The sequence below is a fragment of the Rhodovulum sp. MB263 genome, from assembly GCF_002073975.1.
Lineage (GTDB): Bacteria > Pseudomonadota > Alphaproteobacteria > Rhodobacterales > Rhodobacteraceae > Rhodovulum.
This window is the reverse complement of the sequence record NZ_CP020384.1, coordinates 1055840-1077692: the sequence shown is the minus strand read 5'-3', so window position 1 is coordinate 1077692 and position 21853 is coordinate 1055840. Positions and strand designations below refer to the sequence as shown.

The following is a 21853-nucleotide window of genomic DNA, read 5'->3' as shown; positions in this document are numbered from 1 at the left end:
GGTTATTCCGGTTGCCAGGCCTCGTAATCGCGCCGCGGCGCGGGCTCGGGCCTGCGGATCGAGCCCGGCGGTGCATAGGCCAGGGGCGTGCCGGTCAGGTTTTCCTGATGCGGCTTCTCCCAGGCCCGGTGGGGCAGCGGCGCCTCGGTCGGCGGCGCGTCATAGGTGTGGTGCAGCCAGCCATGCCAGTCGGGCGAGATCCGGCTTGCCTCGACCTCGCCATTGTAGATCACCCAGCGACGCTTGCCGTCCTTCGAGCGGTAGAACACGTTTCCCTGCGCGTCCTCGCCGACCTTCTGACCATTGCGCGCGGTCCAGAGCCGCGTGTTCACGGTCTGGCCGTTCCACCAGGTCACATAGCTGAGAAAACTGTCGACCACGCCCATGCGTCCCTCCTGACCGGTTTCGAGTTGGTATGACCCAACTCGGCGCAGAGGTCCAGAGCGAGGGCGGGGCCTCACGCAGTCGCGACCGGCTCCGTCCCGCAATGGCAAGCCCGCGCCACAGAACGGCCGCAAGGCTGCCGCGCCCCGCAGCCCCTGCCCGGCCCTGAAGCCCTCAAGTCCGCTTCCCGGATCCGGCCGGGTCGAATCGCATCCCAGATCACGACCTCGAAACTCGGGACTTCCGGGAGCCCCGCAGAAAGCTCAGTCGTCCATCTTGAGCGCGTTGATGAAGGCCTGCTGCGGGATCTCGACCTTGCCGAACTGGCGCATCTTCTTCTTGCCGGCTTTCTGCTTTTCCAGAAGCTTCTTCTTCCGCGTCGCGTCGCCGCCATAGCACTTGGCGGTCACGTCCTTGCGCAGCGCCGCCAGCGTCTCGCGCGCGATCACCCGGCCGCCGATGGCCGCCTGGATCGGGATCTTGAACATGTGGCGCGGGATCAGCTCTTTCAGCTTCTCGCACATCGCCCGGCCCCGCAGCTCGGCGCGGTCGCGATGGACCATGACCGACAGCGCATCGACCGGCTCGTCATTGACGAGGATCTGCATCTTGACGAGGAAATCGGCGCGATAGCCCGAGATCTGGTAGTCGAAGCTGGCATAGCCCTTGGTCACCGATTTGAGCCGGTCGTAGAAGTCGAACACCACCTCGTTCAGCGGCAGGTCATAGACCGCCATCGCGCGCGAGCCGGCATAGGTCAGGTCCAGCTGCTCGCCGCGGCGGTCCTGGCACAGCTTCAGGACGTCGCCCAGATATTCGTCGGGCACGAGGATCGTCGCCTTGATCCGCGGCTCCTCGATATGGTCGACATAGGTCAGGTCGGGCATGTCGGCGGGGTTGTGCAGCTCGCGCACCTCGCCGTCCTTCATGTGGATCTTGTAGATCACCGAGGGCGCGGTGGTGATCAGATCGATCCCGTATTCGCGCTCGAGCCGGTCGCGCACGACCTCGAGATGCAGAAGCCCCAGGAACCCGCAGCGGAAGCCGAAGCCCAGCGCGGCCGAGGTCTCCATTTCGGAGGTGAAGGAGGCGTCGTTCAGCGCCAGTTTCTCGATGGCGTCGCGCAGATCGTCGAAATCGTTGGTATCGACCGGGAAGAGCCCGCAGAACACCACCGGCTGGCTGGGCTTGAAGCCCGGAAGAGGCGTCTCGCAGCCCTTCTTCTCGGTCGTCACCGTATCGCCGACGCGGGTGTCGCGGACCTGCTTGATCGAGGCGGTCAGGAAACCGATCTCGCCCGGGCCCAGCTCGTCGACATTCTGCATCGCGGGCCGGAACACGCCGATCCGGTCGACCGGATAGACGCCCCCGGTCCTCATCATCCGAATCCGGTCGCCCTTCTTCAGCATGCCGTCGATGATGCGCACCAGAACAACCACGCCCAGATAGGGATCGTAATAGCTGTCGACCAGCAGCGCCTTCAGGGGCTTCGTCGGGTCGCCCTCATGCGGATGGGGCAGGCGCTTGACGATGGCCTCCAGCACATCGGGAATGCCCAGACCCGTCTTGGCGCTGATCTCGATCGCTTCCGAGGCGTCGATGCCGATCACATCCTCGATCTGTTCCTTGACGCGGTCGGGTTCGGCCGCGGGCAGGTCGATCTTGTTCAGGACCGGCACGATCTCGTGATCGGCGTCGATGGCGGTGTAGACATTGGCCAGCGTCTGCGCCTCGACACCTTGCGTCGCATCGACGACCAGGAGCGAGCCCTCGACCGCGCGCATCGAGCGCGAGACCTCATAGGCGAAGTCGACATGGCCGGGGGTGTCGATCAGGTTCAGCACATAGGTATGGCCGTCCTTGGCCGGATATTCGATCCGGACGGTATTGGCCTTGATGGTGATGCCGCGCTCGCGCTCGATATCCATCGCGTCGAGCAGCTGCTCCTTCATGTCGCGTTCGGCGACGGTGCCGGTCAGCTGGATCAGCCGGTCGGCAAGGGTCGATTTCCCGTGGTCGATATGGGCCACGATGGAGAAGTTGCGGATGTATCTGAGCTCGGTCATGCGGGCGGATATGCGGTGCTTTTCGGAGCCGGTCAATGGGCTGTTTCGGGGCGGCGCTCCGGGCGGGCCGGGGCCGGGAAAGAGCGGTGCGGGGGCCAGATATACCACGTCCGCACGGAAACGCACGCAGGCTGTTGAGGCAAGGCGGATGCAGGGGCGCGGAGGCAGTCGCAAAGGCCGCACTTACCGGCTTGATCGGACGTAAGAGCAACCCCAGACTGGCCCTCACAGGGAGGGGGCGATGCCGATTATCGACTGGAAGAGTGCCGAGACCTGGCTGAAGACCCAGCCGCACGAGGTCCAGTTTGCCTTTGGCACGCGCTGCGCCTTGCGCGCGTTGCCCGCGGTGACGACTGCCAGAGATGAGGTTTTATCAGGGATCGTTTTGTCCGTCCTGCGCGCCATATTGGCGTCGGGAAGTGCAAGCTTCCCCGTCCTCGAGGAAGAGTCTTCCCGCGAGATTAAGGGCCGTTGCCGCTGCCGACAGAGCTGTAGCGGCCGCAGGCATGGCTAAGGCGGCAGCCGCTGTGGCGGCCGCCCGTGCTGCCGCCGACCGTGATCCCCTGGATGCACGATTGGAATGCAGAAGTGCCGTCGGCGTCGTATCAAATGCCAGCGATGCCGCCTTTGTGGATGCAGACACTTTGTCCAGAACGAATCCGGCTGACCCTTTCCGCCGACCGCTCTGGCCGGAGGGGGAACTTCCCGAGCTTCGGGCCCAGGACTACGATAAACTCCGCGCCTTCTGGCAGCAGGACCCACACGTCTGGACCTTCTGGGAAAGCGGGTATGCGGACATGCTGGCGGGCCGCCCCGTCGACTGGGACCTCCTGCGGCAGGTCGTTCTGCTCCCCGACGAGGATTGGAATGCCGGGCCCGAACGGATTGCGGACCGGATCGAGGAATTGCGGGCGCGTATCGGGCTTCAACGGCGGATCGAAGAGCTTGAACGGCAGCTTGCGGCGGCCGCGCGGGATCGGACCGGCATGGGGGGCAACAATCCGCCGAAGCCTATCGAGACCGAGGCGGAGCTTATGATCGTATGGCAGCCGCTGGAAGAGCTGAAGGCCGAAGCGGGACGGGAGATTCCGGATAAGGACAAGATTCGCTCTGCCATCAGTGCCTTGAGTGGGGTTCTGGCAGAGATCGGGAAATGGACCGGCGGAAAGCTCGACCGGGCCGTCGACAAGGCCATCGACTGGAGTGTCCCGGCGGGCCTGGGGTATCTCGCCTTGCATGTAGCGGAGATCCGGCAGGTGATCGACGCAGCCGAAGCCTGGCTGAAAACTCTTTAAGGCATCGGCTCTCGAAACCTGCGCCTTCGCTCCTAGATGGACTCAAGGGGACAACTGAAATGCCGATGACCGACCAGATCGCTGTCCGGGTCCGTATCGCGGGCCGGGTGCAGGGCGTGGGCTTCCGCGCCTGGACCTTGTCGCGGGCGACCGAGCTGGACCTGTCGGGCTGGGTGCGGAACGAAGCGGACGGAACGGTTCTGGCACTGCTTGCGGGGCCGGAAGACCGGGTGGCGCGGATGCTCGATGCGCTGCAAGAGGGGCCGGCTTCGGCGCGGGTCGCGGCCGTCGAGACCATGCCGGGCAAGCGGCCCGAGGGATCCGGTTTCCGCATCTCGCGCTGACCGGCGCTGCGTGCCGGACAGCAAATCAGGGCGGGCGGCACGGTTTTGATGCGTCTTTAACTCAGATTCGCTTAAATTTGCGATGAACCTGCAGGAGGACAAGTTTTGGAGGCCGCCATGCAACGGATGCCGGAACATCCTCGCGACTACACCCGGGCCGAACGCCGTTCGGACGCCATCGTGCATGTGACCGGGCTGACCGCCGCTGCGCTCGGCGTACCCGCCCTCGTCATTCTGGCCGTGGTGATCCGGGGCGATCTGTCCGCCATTGTCGCCATCGCGATCTACGGCGCCGCGCTCTGTGCCATGCTGGGCTTCTCGGCGCTATATCACATGGTCCGGCATCCCGGCTGGACGCCGATCTTCCGGCGGCTCGACCATTCGGCCATCTACTGGAAGATCGCGGGTACCTACACGCCCTTCACGCTGCTGTCGGGCCATGGCGTAACGCTGCTGGCCGGGCTCTGGGCCGCAGCCATGGCGGGCACGGGCCTGCGCGTCTTCGCGCCCTACCGGTTCCGGGCCGTCAATCTGACGCTCTACCCGGCCATGGGCTGGGCCGGCGCCGTCGCGGGCTGGAGCATATTCGCGGCACTGTCGGCCCCGGTTCTGGGCCTCGTGATCGCGGGCGGCAGCCTCTACACCCTGGGCATGATCTTCTACCTCTGGGAAAAGCTGCCCTATCACAACACGATCTGGCATGTCTTCGTCCTGATCGCCAGCATGCTGTTCTTCGCCGCCATCACCACCCATGTCGTCCAGACCGCCTGAACAGGGCCGGACGCTTATCACGTCTGCGTCGGCCCGGTTGCGGCGATGCAATTCCCTGCGCTAATCTCCCGCAAACAGATGCGGCCGGAATCGGAAGAGCAGTCCGCCACCCGGCCCGGGAGAACGACAGATGACAGTGAAGCTTTTCGCAACCGCGGCCGTTCTGGCCGGCCTTTCTGCAATGACAGCCAATGCAGGCCAGATCGAACGGGCCTGCCTCGCCTCGGACCGCCCCGGCGTGACCCGTGGGCTTTGCGGCTGCATCCAGCAGGCCGCCGACATCACCCTGACCCGCGGCGACCAAAGCCGCGCGGCCGGTTTCTTCCGCGACCCGCATCAGGCCCAGGTGGTGCGCCAGTCCGACCGTCAGCGCGACGCCGAATTCTGGCGCCGTTACAAGCTTTTCGGCGAGACCGCTGCAGCCTATTGCAGCTAGGCCGCGCCCCATGACGGGGCAGCTGCCGCCATTATTAATGCGTCTTGCCCGATAACGGAAACGGGCCAGGCTGGCTTCGGCGCTTGTTTCGATCCGGCCGCCTCTGTCCGTGCGCGCGCCGATACGGGATGACAGGCCAGCCATGAACCGCCCGAAGACCGGTTCATGGCCGTGACCGGTGCCCTTTGCGATCCCGGGCCACCGAGAAGCCCACGGAGAAGCCCACGGAGAAGCCCAGGACACACTTCCCCTGGCTGAAGCCCCGGCCCCTATCTCGCCGCATTCGTCCGTTATCGATTTTTTAACGACTGCCCTGCCAGAATAAGGACAGGATGACCGCCTGTCCCGGGACGCCGGTCAACAGGACCATCACCGGGACGGGGCCATGTCCTTCTCCGTGGCCATCGCCCTGACCGACACCGTGGCCGTCATCTGCACTCTCTGGCCGCTCCGCTCCCCCTCGGAGCGGCCAGTTCCCAAGTCTCGACACATCACTCACGACAAAGAAAAGGCCCTGGCAGGATCCGCCAGGGCCTTTTCGATCAGCCCCGAAGGGCCTCACTCCTGCGGGATCACACGCAGAGAGAGTTCGCGAAGCTGGTCATTGCTGGGCTCGTTGGGCGCGCCCATCATCAGGTCCTCGGCACGCTGGTTCATCGGGAACATGATGACCTCGCGGATGTTCTGCTGGTCGGCCAGCAGCATCACGATCCGGTCGATCCCCGCCGCGCAGCCGCCGTGGGGCGGCGGGCCGAAGCGGAAGGCGTTCACAAGGCTCGGGAAGCGCTTGCGCACCTCGTCCTCGGCATAGCCCGCCAGCGAGAAGGCCTTGAACATGATGTCCAGACGGTGGTTCCGGACCGCGCCAGAGACCAGCTCGTAGCCGTTGCAGGCCAGGTCGTACTGGAAGCCCTTGACGGTCAGCGGGTCGCCGTCGAGCGCCTCCATCCCGCCCTGCGGCATCGAGAAGGGGTTGTGTTCGAAATCGACGGCGCCGGTCTCGTCATCCTTCTCGTACATCGGGAAATCGACGATCCAGCAGAAGGCGAAGCGGTCCTTCTCGGTCAGGCCCAGCTCTTCGCCGATGACGGTGCGCGCCTTGCCCGCGACGGTCTGGAAGGACGGGGCCTTGCCGCCGAGGAAGAAGGCCGCATCGCCCACGCCGAGGCCCAGCTGCTGGCGGATCGCCTCGGTGCGTTCGGGGCCGATATTCTTGGCCAGGGGGCCCGCGGCCTCGGTCTCGCCATCCTTGTCGCGCCAGAAGATGTAGCCCATCCCGGGCAGGCCTTCCTTCTGGGCAAAGGCGTTCATCCGGTCGCAGAACTTGCGGCTGCCACCCTTGGGCGCGGGGATCGCGCGGATCTCGGTGCCGTCCTGCTCCAGCAGTTTCGCGAAGATCGCGAAGCCCGAGCCGCGGAAATGCTCGGAGACATCCTGCATCCTGATCGGGTTCCGGAGGTCCGGCTTGTCGGTGCCGTACCATTTCATCGCATCGGCATAGGCGATCTGCGGCCAGTCGGCATCGACCTTACGGCCGCCGCCGAATTCCTCGAAGATGCCCGCGATCACCGGCTGGACGGTGTCGAAGACGTCCTGCTGCTGGACGAAGCTCATCTCCATGTCGAGCTGGTAGAAGTCGGTGGGCGAACGGTCGGCGCGCGGGTCCTCGTCGCGGAAACAGGGCGCGATCTGGAAATAGCGGTCGAAGCCCGAGACCATGATCAGCTGCTTGAAGATCTGCGGCGCCTGCGGCAGCGCGTAGAACTTGCCCGGGTGCAGCCGCGACGGCACCAGGAAGTCGCGCGCGCCTTCGGGGCTGGAGGCGGTGATGATCGGGGTCTGGTATTCGCGGAAGCCCTTGTCCCACATCCGCCGCCGGATCGAGGCCACGACATCCGAGCGCAGGGTCATGTTGGCCTGCATCGCCTCGCGGCGCAGGTCGAGATAGCGATAGCGCAGCCGGGTTTCCTCGGGGTATTCCTGATCGCCGAAGACCATCAGCGGCAGTTCCTCGGCCTGGCCGAGCACCTCGAGCTCGCGGACGAAGACCTCGATCTCGCCGGTGGGAAGCTTCGGGTTCACCAGATCCTCGGAGCGCGCCTTCACCACGCCGTCGATGCGGATGCACCATTCCGAGCGCACCTTCTCGACAGCGGCGAAGGCCGGGCTGTCGGGATCGGCCAGCACCTGGGTGATGCCGTAATGGTCGCGCAGGTCGATGAACAGGATGCCACCATGATCGCGGACGCGATGGACCCAGCCCGACAGTCGCACGGTCTCGCCCACATGGGACTTGCTCAGGTCGGCGCAGGTATGGCTGCGATAGGCGTGCATCAGACGATCCTCGGGGCTCGTGTCTTCGGTTCGGGCCGATACACCCCCGATGGCCCGCGAAGTCAAGGGGAGCGTCGAGAGCGTCGGCCATCGCCTGCAGCTTTGCCCCCTAAGGCCGCTCGAAACCTCAAGGCGGCGCGCGACACCTCGTCCCCCGCGCTGACGGAGGGAGGCGCCGCCGTACCCTCCGGCGTGCCGCCCTGCCCCATGAAGCCATCGCAGCCCGCCCACGCGGCCGCGAAATCCCCAAGGCCCGGCCGGGGGCCGGGCCGGATTGGATCGGGGAAACCGGACCGGGGCGGCGCTCAGCCGCGGGTGATCTCGAAACGGCAGACCGCGCCGCCGCTGGCCGAGCAGCTCTGCTCGCGGGTGCGCAGGCGGCGGTCGACAAGGGTCTGGAACAGCCGGTCGAACACCGCCTCATGCCAGACGCAGATCGGATGGGGAGCGCTCTCGCCGCGGATCAGGGGATTGTCGGTCAGTTCGAACACCAGCGGGCGGGTCGAGACCACGCGGAAGGCGCCCGACCCGGCGAAGGTCCAGCTGTGCTTGGCGATGGCCCTGGCGAGAATCGGCGCCGCCAGCGCGGGCGGCAGCAGCTTCAGCACCCGCTGCGCCAGCGCCGGGATGCGATGGGCAAGGATGTAATCCCCGGTCCGCGCGCCGGCCTCCCGCAGGAGGTCGGGCGCGCGGCCGGGCAGGCGTCGGCGCAACGCGCGATGCATGGCGGCGGCCGGTCCCTCGTCCATCAGGCCGGTATCGGACGGAGGCGTCGACAGGCCCGCCGCATCAAGCATCTCGTCGCGAAGCGCCGCTCCGCCCGCCGCCTCCAGCACAGGGAGGAGCTGGAGAACGGCATTCGGTCCGATCCGGCCCGCGCGGCCGGACAGGTCGTCCTTCATGTCAGACTTCTTCCATCTGCTGATCGCCGCCACCGCAGGCCTTCACCTGCGAGGGATCGTCGGCGGGCATCTTGAAGCTGGTATCCTTGGACTTGCGCCGGGCCGCGGCCTGGGCCGCGCGGTCGGCATTCGACTCCCAGTCCTCGATCTGCGCGGCGGCAGGTTTGCGGGACATGTCGAAATCGAAATGCACCTTGTCCTTCGATTGCGGGCCCCAGTAGTTGTTCTTGCCGAGGTCATAGAAGGACCGGCCCACGCCCGCCTTGAGGAAGGCCTTGAGGCAGCCCAGCAGGTAGCGCCGGCGGAAGCCGTTGCCGCGCCAGGGATAGTGGAACAGCGCCTTGCGCATGTAGAACCGGCGATAGTTGTGCATCACCCGGTCCAGAAGCTGGGCCCGGTCCATCGCCTCGGGCTTCATGATCGGGTTCACGAAGTTGTAGCGGCTGTAATCGAAGACCTCGACCTTGTTATGCAGCTCCTGGAAGAGCGGCGTGAAGGGCCAGGGCGTGTACATCGCCCAGTTGGCGAGATCGGGCTGCCAGTCCCAGCAGAGCTGGAAGGTCTCTTCCAGCGTTTCCTCGGTCTCGTTGTCCATGCCGACGATGAACTGCGCCTCGGTCAGGATGTCGGCCTCGCGCAGAAGCTGGATCGCGCGCTTGTTGTCCTCGACCCGGGTTTCCTTGTTGAACTGGTCGAGCTTGAGCTGCGCTGCCGCCTCGGTCCCGAGCGAGATATGGACGAGCCCCGCCTTGCGATAGAAGGGCAGAAGTTCCTCGTCGCGCAGGATGTCGGTCACCCGGGTGTTGATGCCCCATTTGACCTTGTCGGGCAGGCCGCGGTCGATCAGCTCCTGGCAGAAGGCGATGAACTTCTTGCGGTTGATGGTCGGTTCCTCGTCGGCGAGGATGAAGAAGCCCACCTTGTGGTTCTCGACCAGGTCCTCGATCTCGTCGACCACCTTCTTGGGGTCGCGGATCCGGTAATCGCGCCAGAACTTCCATTGCGAGCAGAACGAACAGGTGAACGGGCAGCCCCGCGCCATGTTCGGGATCGCGACCCGGCAGTTCAGCGGGATGTAGATGTATTTCTCCCATTCGAGGATGGTCCAGTCGGGCTTGATCGAATCGACATCCTTGATGGTCGGCGCGGCGGCGGTCGCCACGATCTCGTCACCGTCGAGGAAGGCGAGCCCCTTGATGTCGCGGCGGCTTTCCGGCCATTTGCCGTCGCGGATCGCGTTCATCAGGTTGACCACGATCTCTTCGCCCTCGCCCCGCACGATGACGTCGATCCAGGGCGCCTCGGACAGGACCTGCTTGAACATGAAGGTCGCGTGGATGCCGCCGAGGACACGGACCGCGTTCGGCACCTCTTCCTTGGCGATCTCCATCAGCCGCTCGGCCGCGTAGATCGAGGGCGTGATCGAGGTGGTCGCGATGACGTCGGGCTGCAGCGCCTTCAGTTGCTTGCGGACCTCGTCCTCGGAAATGTCGTTGGTCATCGCGTCGATGAACGTGATGTCGTCATATCCCGCCGTCCGCAGCGACCCGGTGAGATAGGCCACCCAGGCCGGCGGCCAGTTGCCTGCGATCTCGGCGCCGCCGGACTTGTAGTTGGGATGAATAAAGACAATGCGCATGGATCGACTCCCCGTGTTTCGCGGGGAACATGACACATCCCCTGTCAATCTAAATTGACACAAGTCAAATCGCCGCCTCCGGGTTCCGCGGCCCGGAACACGCCCCGGGACCGGCCAGGGAACCGCCTTAGAACGGGCGCACCACATTGCCCGAGTGAAACAGGACCCCGAGCCCACCGGTGAACAGGATCCAGCCGGCGACCGCATGCAGGATCACCGCCAGCGGAAAATTCCGGCGCGCCTCGCAGGCCCAGGCGAAGACCAGCCCGCCGAGAAAGCTCAGCCCGCAGACGACCGCGTTCCAGTACATCAGATGGGCAAGCGAGAAGAGCCCTGCATTCAGCACCATCGCCATGCGCAGTCCCGGCAGGATCGGCCCGTAGCGTCGGAAGAACAGGACCCGGAACACGATTTCCTGCGGCAGCGCCGAGAGCGGCGGGTAGAACAGCAGAATCGAGGCCAGCAAGAGCGGATTGCCGCGCACCAGCGCCAGCGCGTCCTGCGGCACCACCAGAACCGTCAGCGTGCCGACGATCGCCGTGGTCACGACCGCGAAGCCCAGCACCAGCCACGGGTCGATCCCGCGCAGCCCGCGGATCAGGTCGGACCAGCAAAACCCTTCGGTCTGCCACAGCAGCCCCAACCCGACCGCGGTCAGGCTCAGAAGCACCGGAAACAGCGCCTGCGGCGGCATGAACAGCGCCATGGCCAGCGGGGTCCCGACATAGAACAGCAGGAATTCCCCCCAAAGCCTGCCGCGTCGGGGCACGCGGCGTTCCAGTGCGAGATCGAGCGTCCAGGCCATGTCTCCACTCCTCGTCTCAGGGCCTTTCCCGGGGCGGCGCGGTTTCGCCTGCGGGACCGGCGGACCCCGCAGGGGCGTCCGGCCCTCCAGCCTGGCAGTAAAGCCGGGCCGGGCCGGGGCAACGTTCCGGCATCATGCAGGCAGATCGTTCACAAATGCGGTACGGCCTGCACCGGTTCCACCGGTCCCGCAGGCGCACGCGCCGATTTTCCCTCGCCCACCCTTGCACCCCAAGGCCGCTTGGCTATAACGCCGAGCAATTTGCCAAAACTGAGAGCGGGACATGCCGAAGAGAACCGATATCAAGTCCATCATGATCATCGGCGCGGGTCCCATCATCATCGGGCAGGCCTGCGAGTTCGACTATTCCGGCGCCCAGGCCTGCAAGGCCCTGCGCGAGGAAGGTTACCGGGTCATCCTGGTCAACTCGAACCCGGCCACGATCATGACCGATCCCGAGCTGGCCGACGCCACCTATATCGAGCCGATCACCCCCGAGGTCGTCGCCAAGATCATCGAGAAGGAACGCCCCGACGCACTTCTGCCGACGATGGGCGGACAGACCGGGCTGAACACCTCGCTGAAGCTCGCCGACATGGGCGTGCTGCACAAATACGGGGTCGAGCTGATCGGCGCCAACCGCGCCGCCATCGAGATGGCCGAGGACCGCAAGCTGTTCCGCGAGGCGATGGACCGGATCGGGCTGGAAAACCCCAAGGCCACCATCGCCAACAACATGGAAGAATGCATGGCCGCGCTCGAGCATGTGGGCCTGCCGGCGATCATCCGGCCCGCCTTCACGCTGGGCGGCACCGGCGGGGGCGTGGCCTATAACCGCCAGGAATTCGAATATTACTGCAAGAGCGGGCTCGACGCCTCGCCGGTCAGCCAGATCCTGATCGACGAAAGCCTGCTGGGCTGGAAGGAATTCGAGATGGAGGTGGTCCGCGACAAGGCGGACAATGCCATCATCGTCTGTGCCATCGAGAATATCGATCCGATGGGCGTGCATACGGGCGACTCGATCACCGTCGCACCGGCGCTGACCCTGACCGACAAGGAATACCAGATCATGCGCAACGGCTCGATTGCCGTGCTGCGCGAGATCGGGGTCGAGACCGGCGGCTCGAACGTGCAATGGGCGATCAACCCCGAGGACGGCCGCATGGTCGTGATCGAGATGAACCCGCGGGTGTCGCGCTCCTCGGCGCTGGCCTCGAAGGCCACCGGCTTTCCGATCGCCAAGATCGCGGCCAAGCTGGCGGTGGGCTACACGCTTGACGAGCTCGACAACGACATCACCAAGGTCACGCCGGCGAGCTTCGAGCCGACCATCGACTATGTCGTGACCAAGATCCCGCGCTTTGCCTTCGAGAAATTCCCGGGCTCGAAGCCCGAGCTGACCACGGCGATGAAATCGGTCGGCGAGGCCATGGCCATCGGCCGCACCATCCACGAATCGCTGCAGAAGGCGCTGGCCTCGCTGGAAACCGGCCTGACCGGCTTCGACGAGATCGCCATTCCCGGCGCGCCCGACCCGGCCCAGATCGTCGCCGCGCTGACCCGGCAGACCCCGGACCGGCTGCGGGTCGTGGCCCAGGCGATGCGCCACGGGCTCAGCGACGACGAGATCCATGCCGCCACCAGCTACGACCCCTGGTTCCTGGCCCGCATCCGCGAGATCGTCGAGACCGAGGCACGGATCCGCAAGGACGGCCTGCCGCTGACCGAAGACGGGCTGCGCCAGCTCAAGATGATGGGCTTCTCGGACGCGCGTCTGGCCAGGCTCACCGGCCGCGACGAGGATCAGGTGCGCCGGGCGCGCGATAATCTGGGGGTCCATGCCGTCTTCAAGCGGATCGACACCTGCGCTGCCGAATTCGAGGCGCAGACGCCTTACATGTACTCGACCTACGAGACCCCGGCGATGGGCGAGACCGAATGCGAGGCCCGTCCCTCGGCCCGCAAGAAGGTGGTCATCCTCGGCGGCGGCCCGAACCGGATCGGTCAGGGGATCGAGTTCGACTACTGCTGCTGCCATGCCTGCTTTGCGCTGACCGAAGCCGGGTATGAGACCATCATGATCAACTGCAACCCGGAAACGGTCTCGACCGATTACGACACCTCGGACCGGCTCTATTTCGAGCCGCTGACCTTCGAGCATGTGATGGAGATCCTCCGGGTCGAGAAGATGGCCGGCACGCTGCATGGCGTGATCGTGCAGTTCGGCGGCCAGACGCCGCTGAAACTGGCCAATGACCTCGAGGCCGCGGGCATCCCGATCCTGGGAACCACGCCCGATGCCATCGACCTTGCCGAAGACCGCGAGCGCTTCCAGGAACTGGTCAACAGGCTCGGCCTCAAGCAACCCCGGAACGCCATCGCGGCCTCGGCCGCGGCCGCGATGAAAGCCGCCGAGGAGATCGGCTATCCGCTGGTGATCCGGCCCTCCTACGTGCTGGGCGGCCGCGCCATGGAGATCGTCCGCGACACGCCCCAGCTCGAACGCTACATCAACGAGGCGGTGGTGGTTTCGGGCAAGTCGCCGGTCCTGCTCGACAGCTATCTCTCGGGCGCGACCGAGGTCGATGTCGACGCGCTTTGCGACGGCGAGAAGGTCCATGTCGCGGGCATCATGGAGCATATCGAGGAGGCGGGCGTCCATTCGGGCGACAGCGCCTGCTGCCTGCCGCCGCACAGCCTGCCCAAGGAGATCGTGGCCGAACTGAAACGCCAGGCCGAGGCGCTGGCCCTGGCCCTCGGCGTGGTCGGGCTGATGAATGTGCAATTCGCGGTCAAGGATGGCGAGGTCTATCTGATCGAGGTCAACCCGCGCGCCTCGCGCACCGTGCCCTTCGTCGCCAAGGCCACCGACAGCGCCATCGCCTCGATCGCGGCGCGGCTGATGGCGGGCGAGAAACTGTCGGCCTTCCCGATGCGCGCACCCTACCCCGCCGATACCAGCCCCGACACGCCGCTGCCGCTGGCCGACCAGATGTCGCTGGCCGACCCGATCATGCCCTGGTTCTCGGTCAAGGAGGCGGTGATGCCCTTTGCCCGCTTCCCCGGCGTCGACACGCTGCTGGGGCCGGAAATGCGCTCGACCGGCGAGGTCATGGGCTGGGACCGCTCCTTCCCGCGGGCCTTCCTCAAGGCCCAGCTCGGGGCGGGCACCGATCTGCCGCGCGAGGGTCAGGTCTTCCTGTCGATCAAGGATGCCGACAAGACGCCCGCGCTGGTCGAGACCGCCAGGGTCCTGGTCGATCTGGGCTTCCGCATCTTGGCGACGCGCGGAACGGCGGGCTTCCTGGCCGAGAACGGGATCGAGGCCACGCTGGTCAAGAAGGCCTATGAGGGCGGACGCACCATCGTCGACGTGATGAAGGACGGGCTGGTCCAGCTGGTGATGAACACCACCGAGGGCAACCGCGCGGTCGAGGACAGCCGCTCGATCCGGAATGTCGCGCTGATGGACCGCATCCCCTATTTCACCACCGCGGCGGGCTGCCATGCCGCCGCCCTGGCGATGAAATCGCGCGAGGAAGGCGAAATCGGGGTGCGCAGCCTGCAGGGCTGATCCGCAACCGCCTGACGATCCGACGCCCGGGCAGTCCCTGCCCGGGCGCCTTGTCTTACGGGCTCAAAGCCCCAGCGGCCGCGCCATCTTCACCGCGTAGCGGTCGGTCATGCCCGAGACGAAATCGGTCAGGGCATGAAGCCCCGAATAGGGGTCGCGGACATCGCGCAGATCCATTCCGGCCGAGGCGACCAGCTTGCGCAGATAGGGTTTGTCCTCCTCCATCGCCGCGACATTCCAGCCATGGCGGGCCAGCTCCTCGATCACCGCATGGAAGCGGTCGAGCAGCGCAAAGATCAGATCGCGCCCCGCCACTTCCAGCTCCATCTTGCGCGACGAGGGGAAGATCCGCTCATTCGCGACATCGGAAATCGCCGCAAAGGCCTCCTTCAGCGCGAAGACATCGGTCAGCTCGGCCGAGAACCGGCCCGCGAGAATGTCGTCATGGTGGTCCAGAAAGGTCGCGACACTGGCGCGGATGGCGCCATGGACGGCGCGGGCGCGCAGATGGCCCACATGCTCGGCGTGCGTCCCGCCGGGGACGGGTGCGACTTCCTTGCCGATCAGCGCCTCCAGCAGCGGCCGCACCTCGCCATGGGACAGGACGCCGGTGGTATAGGCATCCTCGAGATCGAGGATGTTGTAGCAGATATTGTCCGCCGCCTCGACAAGGAAGGCCAGCGGGTGCCGTTGCCAGCCGGCATCCCGGGGAATCAACCCGGTGCTTTCGGCCATCCCGGCCAGATGCGCGGCCTCTGCCTCGAAGGCCCCGTATTTCTTCAGGCCGATGGTGGGCGCGTCCCGGCCCAGCGCACCGTCTTTTGCGAGGCAGGGATATTTGGTGAAGGCGCCCAGAACGGCATGGGTCAGCCGCATGCCGCCCTCGAGCCGGTACATCTCCAGCCGGGTCAGGATCCGGAAGCCCTGGGCATTGCCCTCGAAATGCTCGAACTCCCGGCGCTGGCCCGGGCTCAGATCGGCCTCGAAGGGGCGCCGGGTCGCGAACCACTCCGAGATTGCATCCTCGCCGGCATGGCCGAAGGGCGGATTGCCGATATCATGGGCAGCACAGGCCGCCTGCAGGATATAGGACAGCTCGTGGCCCGCCCCTTCGGACAGGATGCCCCGCGCGGCCAGCGCCTGCCCGACCTCGAACCCCAGCGAGCGGCCCACGCTGCTGGTCTCGAGGCTGTGGATCATCCGGTGATGCAGGTGGTCGTTCTCGTAAAGCGGATGCACCTGCGTCTTGTTGGCAAGCCGCCGGAATGGCTGCGAGAAGATCACCCGGTCGAGATCGACCAGGAAGGCGGGCCGCTCGGGCGCATCCACGATCTCCGACTGTCCGTGCCGGCTTCTGGTCAGAAGCCGTTGCCATTCCATGTATTCCATCGCTTTCCCCTTCGGCCGGTCGGCGCCAGCATAGCGGCTTCGGCTTGCGGCGACAGCGCCGATCGCCTACCCCCTTCCCCGGGGCTGGCCCGTGATGGCGCCCGGGCGCTGGCAGGAAGACGTCTCCGCCTCCCGCCTTGCCGCAGGCATAGGCGCGCGGCGGCAGGGCCCGATGGCGGCACCCGAGGGTGCGCGAAGGTCGCACCCACTACATATTGACAAAATCGCCCCATCAGCATCAATATCATGCTGCTTTGGTTCCCGCGGTTCATCCCGTGGGCGAAGAGGGAAGCCGGTGAGAGTCCGGCACTGCCCCCGCAACTGTCAGCGGCAAGCCGCGGCCCCGTGATCCACTGGCGCAACATGCCGGGAAGGAGGGCCAGAGCGTCCGAGCCGTGAAGTCAGGAGACCTGCCAGAGCGGACCGAACGACCGCGAGCGGTGGGCTCGGGTGCGTGCGTCGGGCCGGCGGGTCCGCGTGCCTCCCTGCGTGCCGCCCCCTGACCAGAACCGAAAGCGAACCGCCATGACCGCCCCCTCGCCCCGTTCCGTCGTCACCCGCGACGGCCAGACCGTTCCCTTCGATGCCGGCCGCATCGCCCGGGCCATCGCCCGCGCGGGCGAGGCCACCGGCGAATTCGGCGCCGAGGAGGCCGCCCGCCTCACCGATCAGGTGGTGCGGGTGCTGAGCTTTCGCCATGCGGGCGGCGCGCCCGATGTCGAGGAGATCCAGGATGCCGTCGAGCAGGCGCTGATCGGCGCCAACCGGATCGCGACGGTGCGCGCCTATGCGGTCTATCGCGCCCAGCATGCGCGGCTGCGCGAGGACCGCCGGGTGCTGGTCGATGTCGAAAGCTCGATCAACGAATATCTCGACCGGTCGGACTGGCGGGTGAATGCCAACGCGAATCAGGGCTATTCGCTGGGCGGCATGATCCTGAACACCTCGGGCAAGGTGACGGCGAATTACTGGCTGAGCCATATCTACCCGGCCGAGGTCGGCCAGGCCCATCGCGAGGGCGACATCCATATCCACGATCTCGACATGTTCGCGGGCTATTGCGCGGGCTGGTCGCTGAGGACGCTGCTGCGCGAGGGGCTGAACGGCGTGCCCGGCACCATCGAATCCGCCCCGCCGATGCATCTGACAAGCGCCCTGGGCCAGATCGTGAACTTCCTCGGCACGTTGCAGAACGAATGGGCCGGCGCCCAGGCCTTCAGCTCGTTCGATACCTATCTGGCGCCCTATATCCGGCGCGACGGGCTCGATTTCGCCGCCGTCCGGCAGGCGATGCAGGAATTCATCTACAATCTGAACGTGCCCTCGCGCTGGGGCACGCAGACGCCCTTCACCAACCTGACCTTCGACTGGACTTGCCCGGAAGACCTGCGCGATCAGGTGCCGGTGATCGGCGGGCGCGAGGCGGAGTTCACCTATGGCGAGCTGCAGTCCGAGATGGACATGATCAACCGCGCCTATATGGAGGTGATGACCGCAGGCGATGCCAGGGGCCGGGTCTTCACCTTCCCGATCCCGACCTACAACATCACCCCCGATTTCCCCTGGGACAGCGAGAATGCCGGTTATCTGTTCGAGATGACGGCGAAATACGGGCTGCCCTATTTCCAGAACTTCGTGAATTCGGAGCTCGAGCCGCATATGGTGCGCTCGATGTGCTGCCGCCTGCAGCTTGACCTGACCGAGCTTCTGAAACGCGGCAACGGTCTGTTCGGCTCGGCCGAGCAGACCGGCAGCCTTGGCGTCGTCACCATCAACTGCGCCCGGCTCGGCCATCTGCACAAGGGCGACGAGGCGGGGCTTCTGACCGCGCTCGACCGGCTGGCGGGGATCGCCCGCACCAGCCTGGAACTCAAGCGCAAGGTGATCGAGCGCCATATCGAGGCGGGACTTTTCCCCTATACGAAACGCTATCTCGGAACGCTCCGGAACCACTTCTCGACGCTGGGCGTGAACGGCGTGAACGAGATGATCCGGAACTTCACCGACGACCGCGAGGACATCGCGACCGAGGCGGGCCAGGCGCTTGCCCTCAGGCTGATGGATCACCTGCGCGCCCGGATGGTCGAGTTCCAGGAAGAGACCGGGCACATGTACAATCTCGAGGCCACGCCCGCCGAGGGCACGACCTACCGCTTTGCCCGCGAGGACCGGAAGCGCTTCCCGGGCATCCTGCAGGCGGGCACCGACGATCAGCCCTATTACACCAACTCGACCCAGCTTCCGGTCGGATATACCGCCGACCCGTTCGAGGCGCTCGAACATCAGGAGCCGTTGCAGGCGCGCTATACCGGCGGCACGGTCCTGCATCTTTACATGGGCGAGCGGATCTCGTCGGCCGAGGCCTGCAAGAAGCTCGTGCGCCGGGCGCTGTCGTCCTTCCGCCTGCCCTATATCACCGTGACGCCCACCTTCTCGATCTGCCCGAAACACGGGTATCTCGCGGGCGAGCACGAATTCTGCCCGAAATGCGACGCCGAGCTGATCGCGGCGAAGCGCGCGAAAGCCAGCTGAAGGAGTGATCCGATGACCATGATCGACAAGGACATGACGACCCGGGATGCCGAAATCGTCCTGACGGACGAAGAGCGCACCCGCTGCGAGGTCTGGACCCGGGTGATGGGCTATCACCGCCCGATGTCCTCCTTCAACACCGGCAAGAAGGGCGAGGCCGCCGAACGGGTCTATTTCGACGAGGCGAAGGCGCGGCTTGGCTGAGCTTGCGATCTCCGGGCTGGTCCGGCATTCGAGCGTCGACTGGCCCGGCGAACTGGTGGCGACGGTCTTCTGCCAAGGCTGTCCCTGGGCCTGCCGTTATTGCCACAACACCGAGCTGCTGGCGGCGGGGCCGGGCCGGATCGGCTGGGACGCGGTCCTGGCCTTTCTCGACCGCCGGCAGGGGCTGCTTGACGGGGTGGTGATCTCGGGCGGGGAACCCTTGTTGCAGAAGGGCCTGCCCGAGGTGCTTGCCGAGCTTCGGGCGATGGGCTTTCGCACCGGGCTCCATAGTGGCGGCGCCTATCCCGCGCGCTTCGCCCGGGCGCTGCCGCTGCTCGACTGGGTGGGGTTCGACGTGAAGGCCCCCTTCGATGCCTATGACCGGATCACCGGCGCCCCCGGCAGCGGCGCGAAAGCGCGTGAAAGCTTGGGCCTGCTGCGCGACAGCGGCGTTGCCGCCGATCTGCGCTGTACGGTTCATCCCGCCCTGCTGAGCCCTGCCGATCTCGCCCGGATGGACGACGACCTCGCGGCACTCGGCCTGCCGTCCGCGCGCCGACAGTCGTTTCGCGCCGAGGGCTGCACCGATCCCGCACTCTGCCGGACACCGGAAAGCCCATCGCCGGCCATGCTGCCGCCTAGATAAAATCCGACGGTCTTTCCTGCTTGCGGAGCCGGTCTTTCGGAACCGGGGTAAGGGAATCTTTGCGGCTTTGTCGCCAAATGCCCCTATCCGCTGCATCACAGCTTCCAGCACAGACAGGCCAAGGGGACGATGAAACGAATTCTGCAAATGCCAATCGGGCCGCGTCTCACCATGATGATCGCCGCCATCATGGTCGTGTCCATGTCAAGCATGGGTGGCTTTCTCTACAACCGCGCCTATGAGTCGAGCTATAGCAACGCCGTCGCCGATCTCGAAGGGATGGCGCGCGACCAGGCCACCCGCGTCAGCGAGTGGTTCGCCGACCAGCGACAGGCGCTTGCGGCACAGGCCGCGAACCCCTTCATCGCCCGGGCGCTGAGCGAGTTTCGAACGGCCCTCGATGCGGCCCCGGATGGCGTTGCCCCGGTTCTCTCGGCCTATGGCAGCAACAATCCCTATCCGTCTGGCGAACACCAGAAGCTGGCCGATGCCGGAGACGGGTCGGATTACAGCCGCATCCATGCCGGTATCCATCCCGGTTTCGAGCGGATGCTCGAGTCTTTCGGCTTTTACGATGTCTTTCTCATCGCCCCCAATGGACAGGTGATCTACTCGGTCGTCAAGGAAGCCGATTTCGGCGAGGATCTCGCGACCGGTCGCTATTCGGGAACGGCTCTCGGCCAGGTCTTCGAGCGCGCCTCCAAGGCCCCGGCCGGCACATCCTTCGTCTCCGACATCCAGGAATATGCGCCCAGCGCCAACGCCCCGGCTGCCTTCATGGCCGCACCGGTCTTTGCCGAGGATGGCACCCGGCTCGGCGTTCTCGCGATTCAGGTTCCGATCGGCAAGCTCTCGGCCATGGTCACGATGGCCTCCGCCCTCGGCCGCTTAGGCGACATGTATATCGTCGGTGGCGATGGCCGTGCCCGTACCTATTCGCGGTATGAGAACCGTTTCAATGTGCTGAGCCCTCTGCCCGAACGTCCCTTCATCACCGCGCTCAAGACCGGCCAGAGCGGACTTTTTTCGCCGGTCGAGGGCATCACCGGCACCGACAGCATCGTGTTCACCACGCCGGTCGGGGTCGATTTCGCCAACTGGACCCTGGTTGTCGAACTCGACCGCTCCGAATTCCTGGCCGCGCTGATCGCGTTCCGAAACAGCGTGATCGTCTTCCTGCTGATCGGGCTTGCCGCCGGCCTCGCCGTCAGCGTGCTGGCCGCCCGTACGATCACCACTCCGCTGAAAAGCTTCATCGCCTCGATGAATGAGGTCTCAAGCGGCAATTACGCCAAGAAGATCGACGTCGCCGACCGCCTGGACGAGATCGGGGCGATGGGACGGGATCTCTCCGCCTTCCGGGATCGGCTGGCAGAGGCCGACCGCCTGTCGCAAGAACAGGAAGAACGTCGCGCAGAGCAGAAAAAGGTCGTCGACCGGCTGGGCAGCGCGATCCGCGCCCTGGCCGACGGAGATCTGACAGAAACCGTGCAGGAGAAATTCCCCGACGAATACGAGGCGCTCCGCCACGACTTCAACAGTTCGATGGCGACGATGGGCAACCTTATCGGAGCGGTTCAGATCAACGCCCATGCGGTTCAGAAACTTGCCGAGGAAATCAGCGACTCGTCCGAGAATCTCGCCCGGCGCACCGAAAGCCAGGCTGCGACGCTGGAGGAAACCGCTGCGGCGATGGACGAATTGACCACCAGTGTCCGCTCAACCGCCGAGGGCGCGACCGAGGTCTCGCGCTATGTCGGCGAGGCGCAGAACCGGGCACAGCAAAGCGGCCAGGTCGTCGACGAGGCGACCGGGGCGATGTCGGAGATCCAGCGTTCATCCGAAGGCATCACACAGATCATCGGCGTGATCGACGACATCGCCTTCCAGACCAACCTGCTGGCGCTCAATGCCGGCGTCGAGGCCGCGCGCGCGGGCGAGGCAGGCCGCGGCTTTGCAGTCGTCGCTTCCGAGGTCCGTGCCCTCGCCCAGCGTTCCTCCGAAGCTGCCAAGGAAATCAAGACGCTGATCGACACGAGTTCGACCCAGGTCGAAACAGGCGTCTCGCTCGTCAACCGCACGGGTGCCGCCTTGCAGGACATCGCCTCACGGGTGAGCAGGATTTCCGAACATGTCGAGGGCATTGCCACGGGGGCGCAGGAACAGTCCGTCGGGCTCGGCGAAATCAACGTCGGCGTCACCCAGCTCGACAAGGTCACCCAGCAGAATGCCGCAATGGTCGAAGAGGCAACAGCCGCCTGCGTCACCCTCAAACAGGAGGCCGACAAGCTCCTGGCCCTCGTGGCCCGGTTCCGGCTCGATGACAAGGCGATGGCGACAATGACGGCGCCGTCTCGACGTCCCTCTGCTCCCGACGCCCTGGAATGGGCCTTGAACGAGAAGCCTGCGCCGCAGAGACCGATGTCTGCAGGCTGGACCGAGTTCTGAAACAGCTCGCGTACTGCGCGCCATAAGCGCGTTGCCGCGGCGGCAGACAACGATGAGTATTGTCATGCCGCCGCCCCATCA

The 21853-nt window shown here is 65.7% G+C and carries 16 protein-coding genes, 1 pseudogene and 1 riboswitch; of the genes and pseudogenes, 9 read left to right on the top strand and 8 right to left on the bottom strand.

What is annotated here, in order from left to right; all coding sequences use genetic code 11:
* Positions 1–2: 2 nt before the first annotated feature.
* The 3 genes from B5V46_RS05190 to B5V46_RS19645 all read right to left on the bottom strand — a co-directional run bounded on the left by B5V46_RS05190 (position 3) and on the right by B5V46_RS19645 (position 2855).
* Positions 3–386: an NADH:ubiquinone oxidoreductase subunit NDUFA12 gene (locus B5V46_RS05190; protein WP_080615607.1), complete on the bottom strand. Its 384-nt coding sequence runs from the start codon at positions 384–386 to the stop codon at positions 3–5.
* Positions 387–647: 261 nt separating this feature from the next.
* Positions 648–2450 carry a translation elongation factor 4 gene (gene lepA / locus B5V46_RS05185; protein ID WP_080615606.1) on the bottom strand — a complete coding sequence of 601 codons (1803 nt, stop codon included), beginning with the start codon at positions 2448–2450 and terminating at the stop codon, positions 648–650.
* 225 nt (positions 2451–2675) lie between these two features.
* The gene (locus tag B5V46_RS19645; protein ID WP_155773952.1) at positions 2676–2855 is read right to left on the bottom strand and encodes a hypothetical protein; all 180 of its coding nucleotides are present in this window, start codon (positions 2853–2855) and stop codon (positions 2676–2678) included.
* A 101-nt stretch (positions 2856–2956) separates the two neighbouring features.
* Between B5V46_RS19645 and B5V46_RS19640 the strand changes: the two genes are divergently transcribed.
* From B5V46_RS19640 to B5V46_RS05160, 5 genes are all read left to right on the top strand, one after another.
* A complete protein-coding gene (locus B5V46_RS19640; RefSeq protein WP_155773951.1) occupies positions 2957–3745 on the top strand; it encodes a hypothetical protein in 789 nt (262 codons plus the stop codon).
* A 65-nt stretch (positions 3746–3810) separates the two neighbouring features.
* A complete protein-coding gene (locus B5V46_RS05170) occupies positions 3811–4089 on the top strand; it encodes an acylphosphatase (RefSeq protein ID WP_080617957.1) in 279 nt (92 codons plus the stop codon).
* An 82-nt stretch (positions 4090–4171) separates the two neighbouring features.
* The gene (locus B5V46_RS20790; RefSeq protein ID WP_369822811.1) at positions 4172–4279 is read left to right on the top strand and encodes a hypothetical protein; all 108 of its coding nucleotides are present in this window, start codon (positions 4172–4174) and stop codon (positions 4277–4279) included.
* Complete coding sequence (locus B5V46_RS05165) at positions 4270–4860, top strand: hemolysin III family protein (protein ID WP_369822834.1); 591 nt, start codon at positions 4270–4272, stop codon at positions 4858–4860. The genes B5V46_RS20790 and B5V46_RS05165 overlap by 10 nt, the downstream gene beginning before the upstream one ends.
* A 181-nt stretch (positions 4861–5041) precedes the next feature.
* Positions 5042–5296 (top strand): hypothetical protein, encoded by a 255-nt coding sequence (locus tag B5V46_RS05160; RefSeq protein ID WP_231119239.1) that lies wholly within the window; start codon positions 5042–5044, stop codon positions 5294–5296.
* A 558-nt stretch (positions 5297–5854) separates the two neighbouring features.
* Here the strand turns inward: B5V46_RS05160 and aspS are convergent.
* The 4 genes from aspS to B5V46_RS20720 all read right to left on the bottom strand — a co-directional run bounded on the left by aspS (position 5855) and on the right by B5V46_RS20720 (position 10976).
* On the bottom strand, positions 5855–7630 hold the full coding sequence (gene aspS, locus B5V46_RS05155; RefSeq protein WP_080615602.1) for an aspartate--tRNA ligase: 1776 nt from the start codon (positions 7628–7630) through the stop codon (positions 5855–5857).
* A gap of 305 nt (positions 7631–7935) precedes the next feature.
* The gene (bchJ, locus tag B5V46_RS05150) at positions 7936–8532 is read right to left on the bottom strand and encodes a bacteriochlorophyll 4-vinyl reductase (protein ID WP_080615601.1); all 597 of its coding nucleotides are present in this window, start codon (positions 8530–8532) and stop codon (positions 7936–7938) included.
* Position 8533: 1 nt separating this feature from the next.
* Positions 8534–10171 (bottom strand): magnesium-protoporphyrin IX monomethyl ester anaerobic oxidative cyclase, encoded by a 1638-nt coding sequence (gene bchE, locus B5V46_RS05145; RefSeq protein WP_080615600.1) that lies wholly within the window; start codon positions 10169–10171, stop codon positions 8534–8536.
* Between the two features lie 127 nt (positions 10172–10298).
* Positions 10299–10976 (bottom strand): CPBP family intramembrane glutamic endopeptidase, encoded by a 678-nt coding sequence (locus B5V46_RS20720; protein WP_080615599.1) that lies wholly within the window; start codon positions 10974–10976, stop codon positions 10299–10301.
* 283 nt (positions 10977–11259) lie between these two features.
* Between B5V46_RS20720 and carB the strand changes: the two genes are divergently transcribed.
* Positions 11260–14553 carry a carbamoyl-phosphate synthase large subunit gene (carB, locus tag B5V46_RS05135; RefSeq protein WP_080615598.1) on the top strand — a complete coding sequence of 1098 codons (3294 nt, stop codon included), beginning with the start codon at positions 11260–11262 and terminating at the stop codon, positions 14551–14553.
* Positions 14554–14616: 63 nt separating this feature from the next.
* On the opposite strand, the gene dgt is transcribed toward carB, so the two are convergent.
* Positions 14617–15942 carry a dGTP triphosphohydrolase gene (dgt, locus tag B5V46_RS05130; RefSeq protein ID WP_369822810.1) on the bottom strand — a complete coding sequence of 442 codons (1326 nt, stop codon included), beginning with the start codon at positions 15940–15942 and terminating at the stop codon, positions 14617–14619.
* 238 nt (positions 15943–16180) lie between these two features.
* Positions 16181–16375: riboswitch (cobalamin riboswitch) on the top strand.
* A gap of 92 nt (positions 16376–16467) precedes the next feature.
* Here dgt and B5V46_RS05125 point away from each other — a divergent pair.
* The 3 genes and pseudogenes from B5V46_RS05125 (at position 16468) to B5V46_RS05110 (ending at position 21772) form a co-directional block, all read left to right on the top strand.
* Positions 16468–18678, top strand: a pseudogene (locus B5V46_RS05125) (ribonucleoside triphosphate reductase).
* Positions 18671–19324 (top strand): anaerobic ribonucleoside-triphosphate reductase activating protein, encoded by a 654-nt coding sequence (locus tag B5V46_RS05115; RefSeq protein ID WP_080615595.1) that lies wholly within the window; start codon positions 18671–18673, stop codon positions 19322–19324. The pseudogene B5V46_RS05125 and the gene B5V46_RS05115 overlap by 8 nt, the downstream one beginning before the upstream one ends.
* A 171-nt stretch (positions 19325–19495) precedes the next feature.
* Entirely contained in the window at positions 19496–21772 is a 2277-nt protein-coding gene (locus tag B5V46_RS05110) for a methyl-accepting chemotaxis protein (protein ID WP_196774351.1), read from the top strand.
* The last annotated feature ends 81 nt before the right edge of the window (positions 21773–21853 follow it).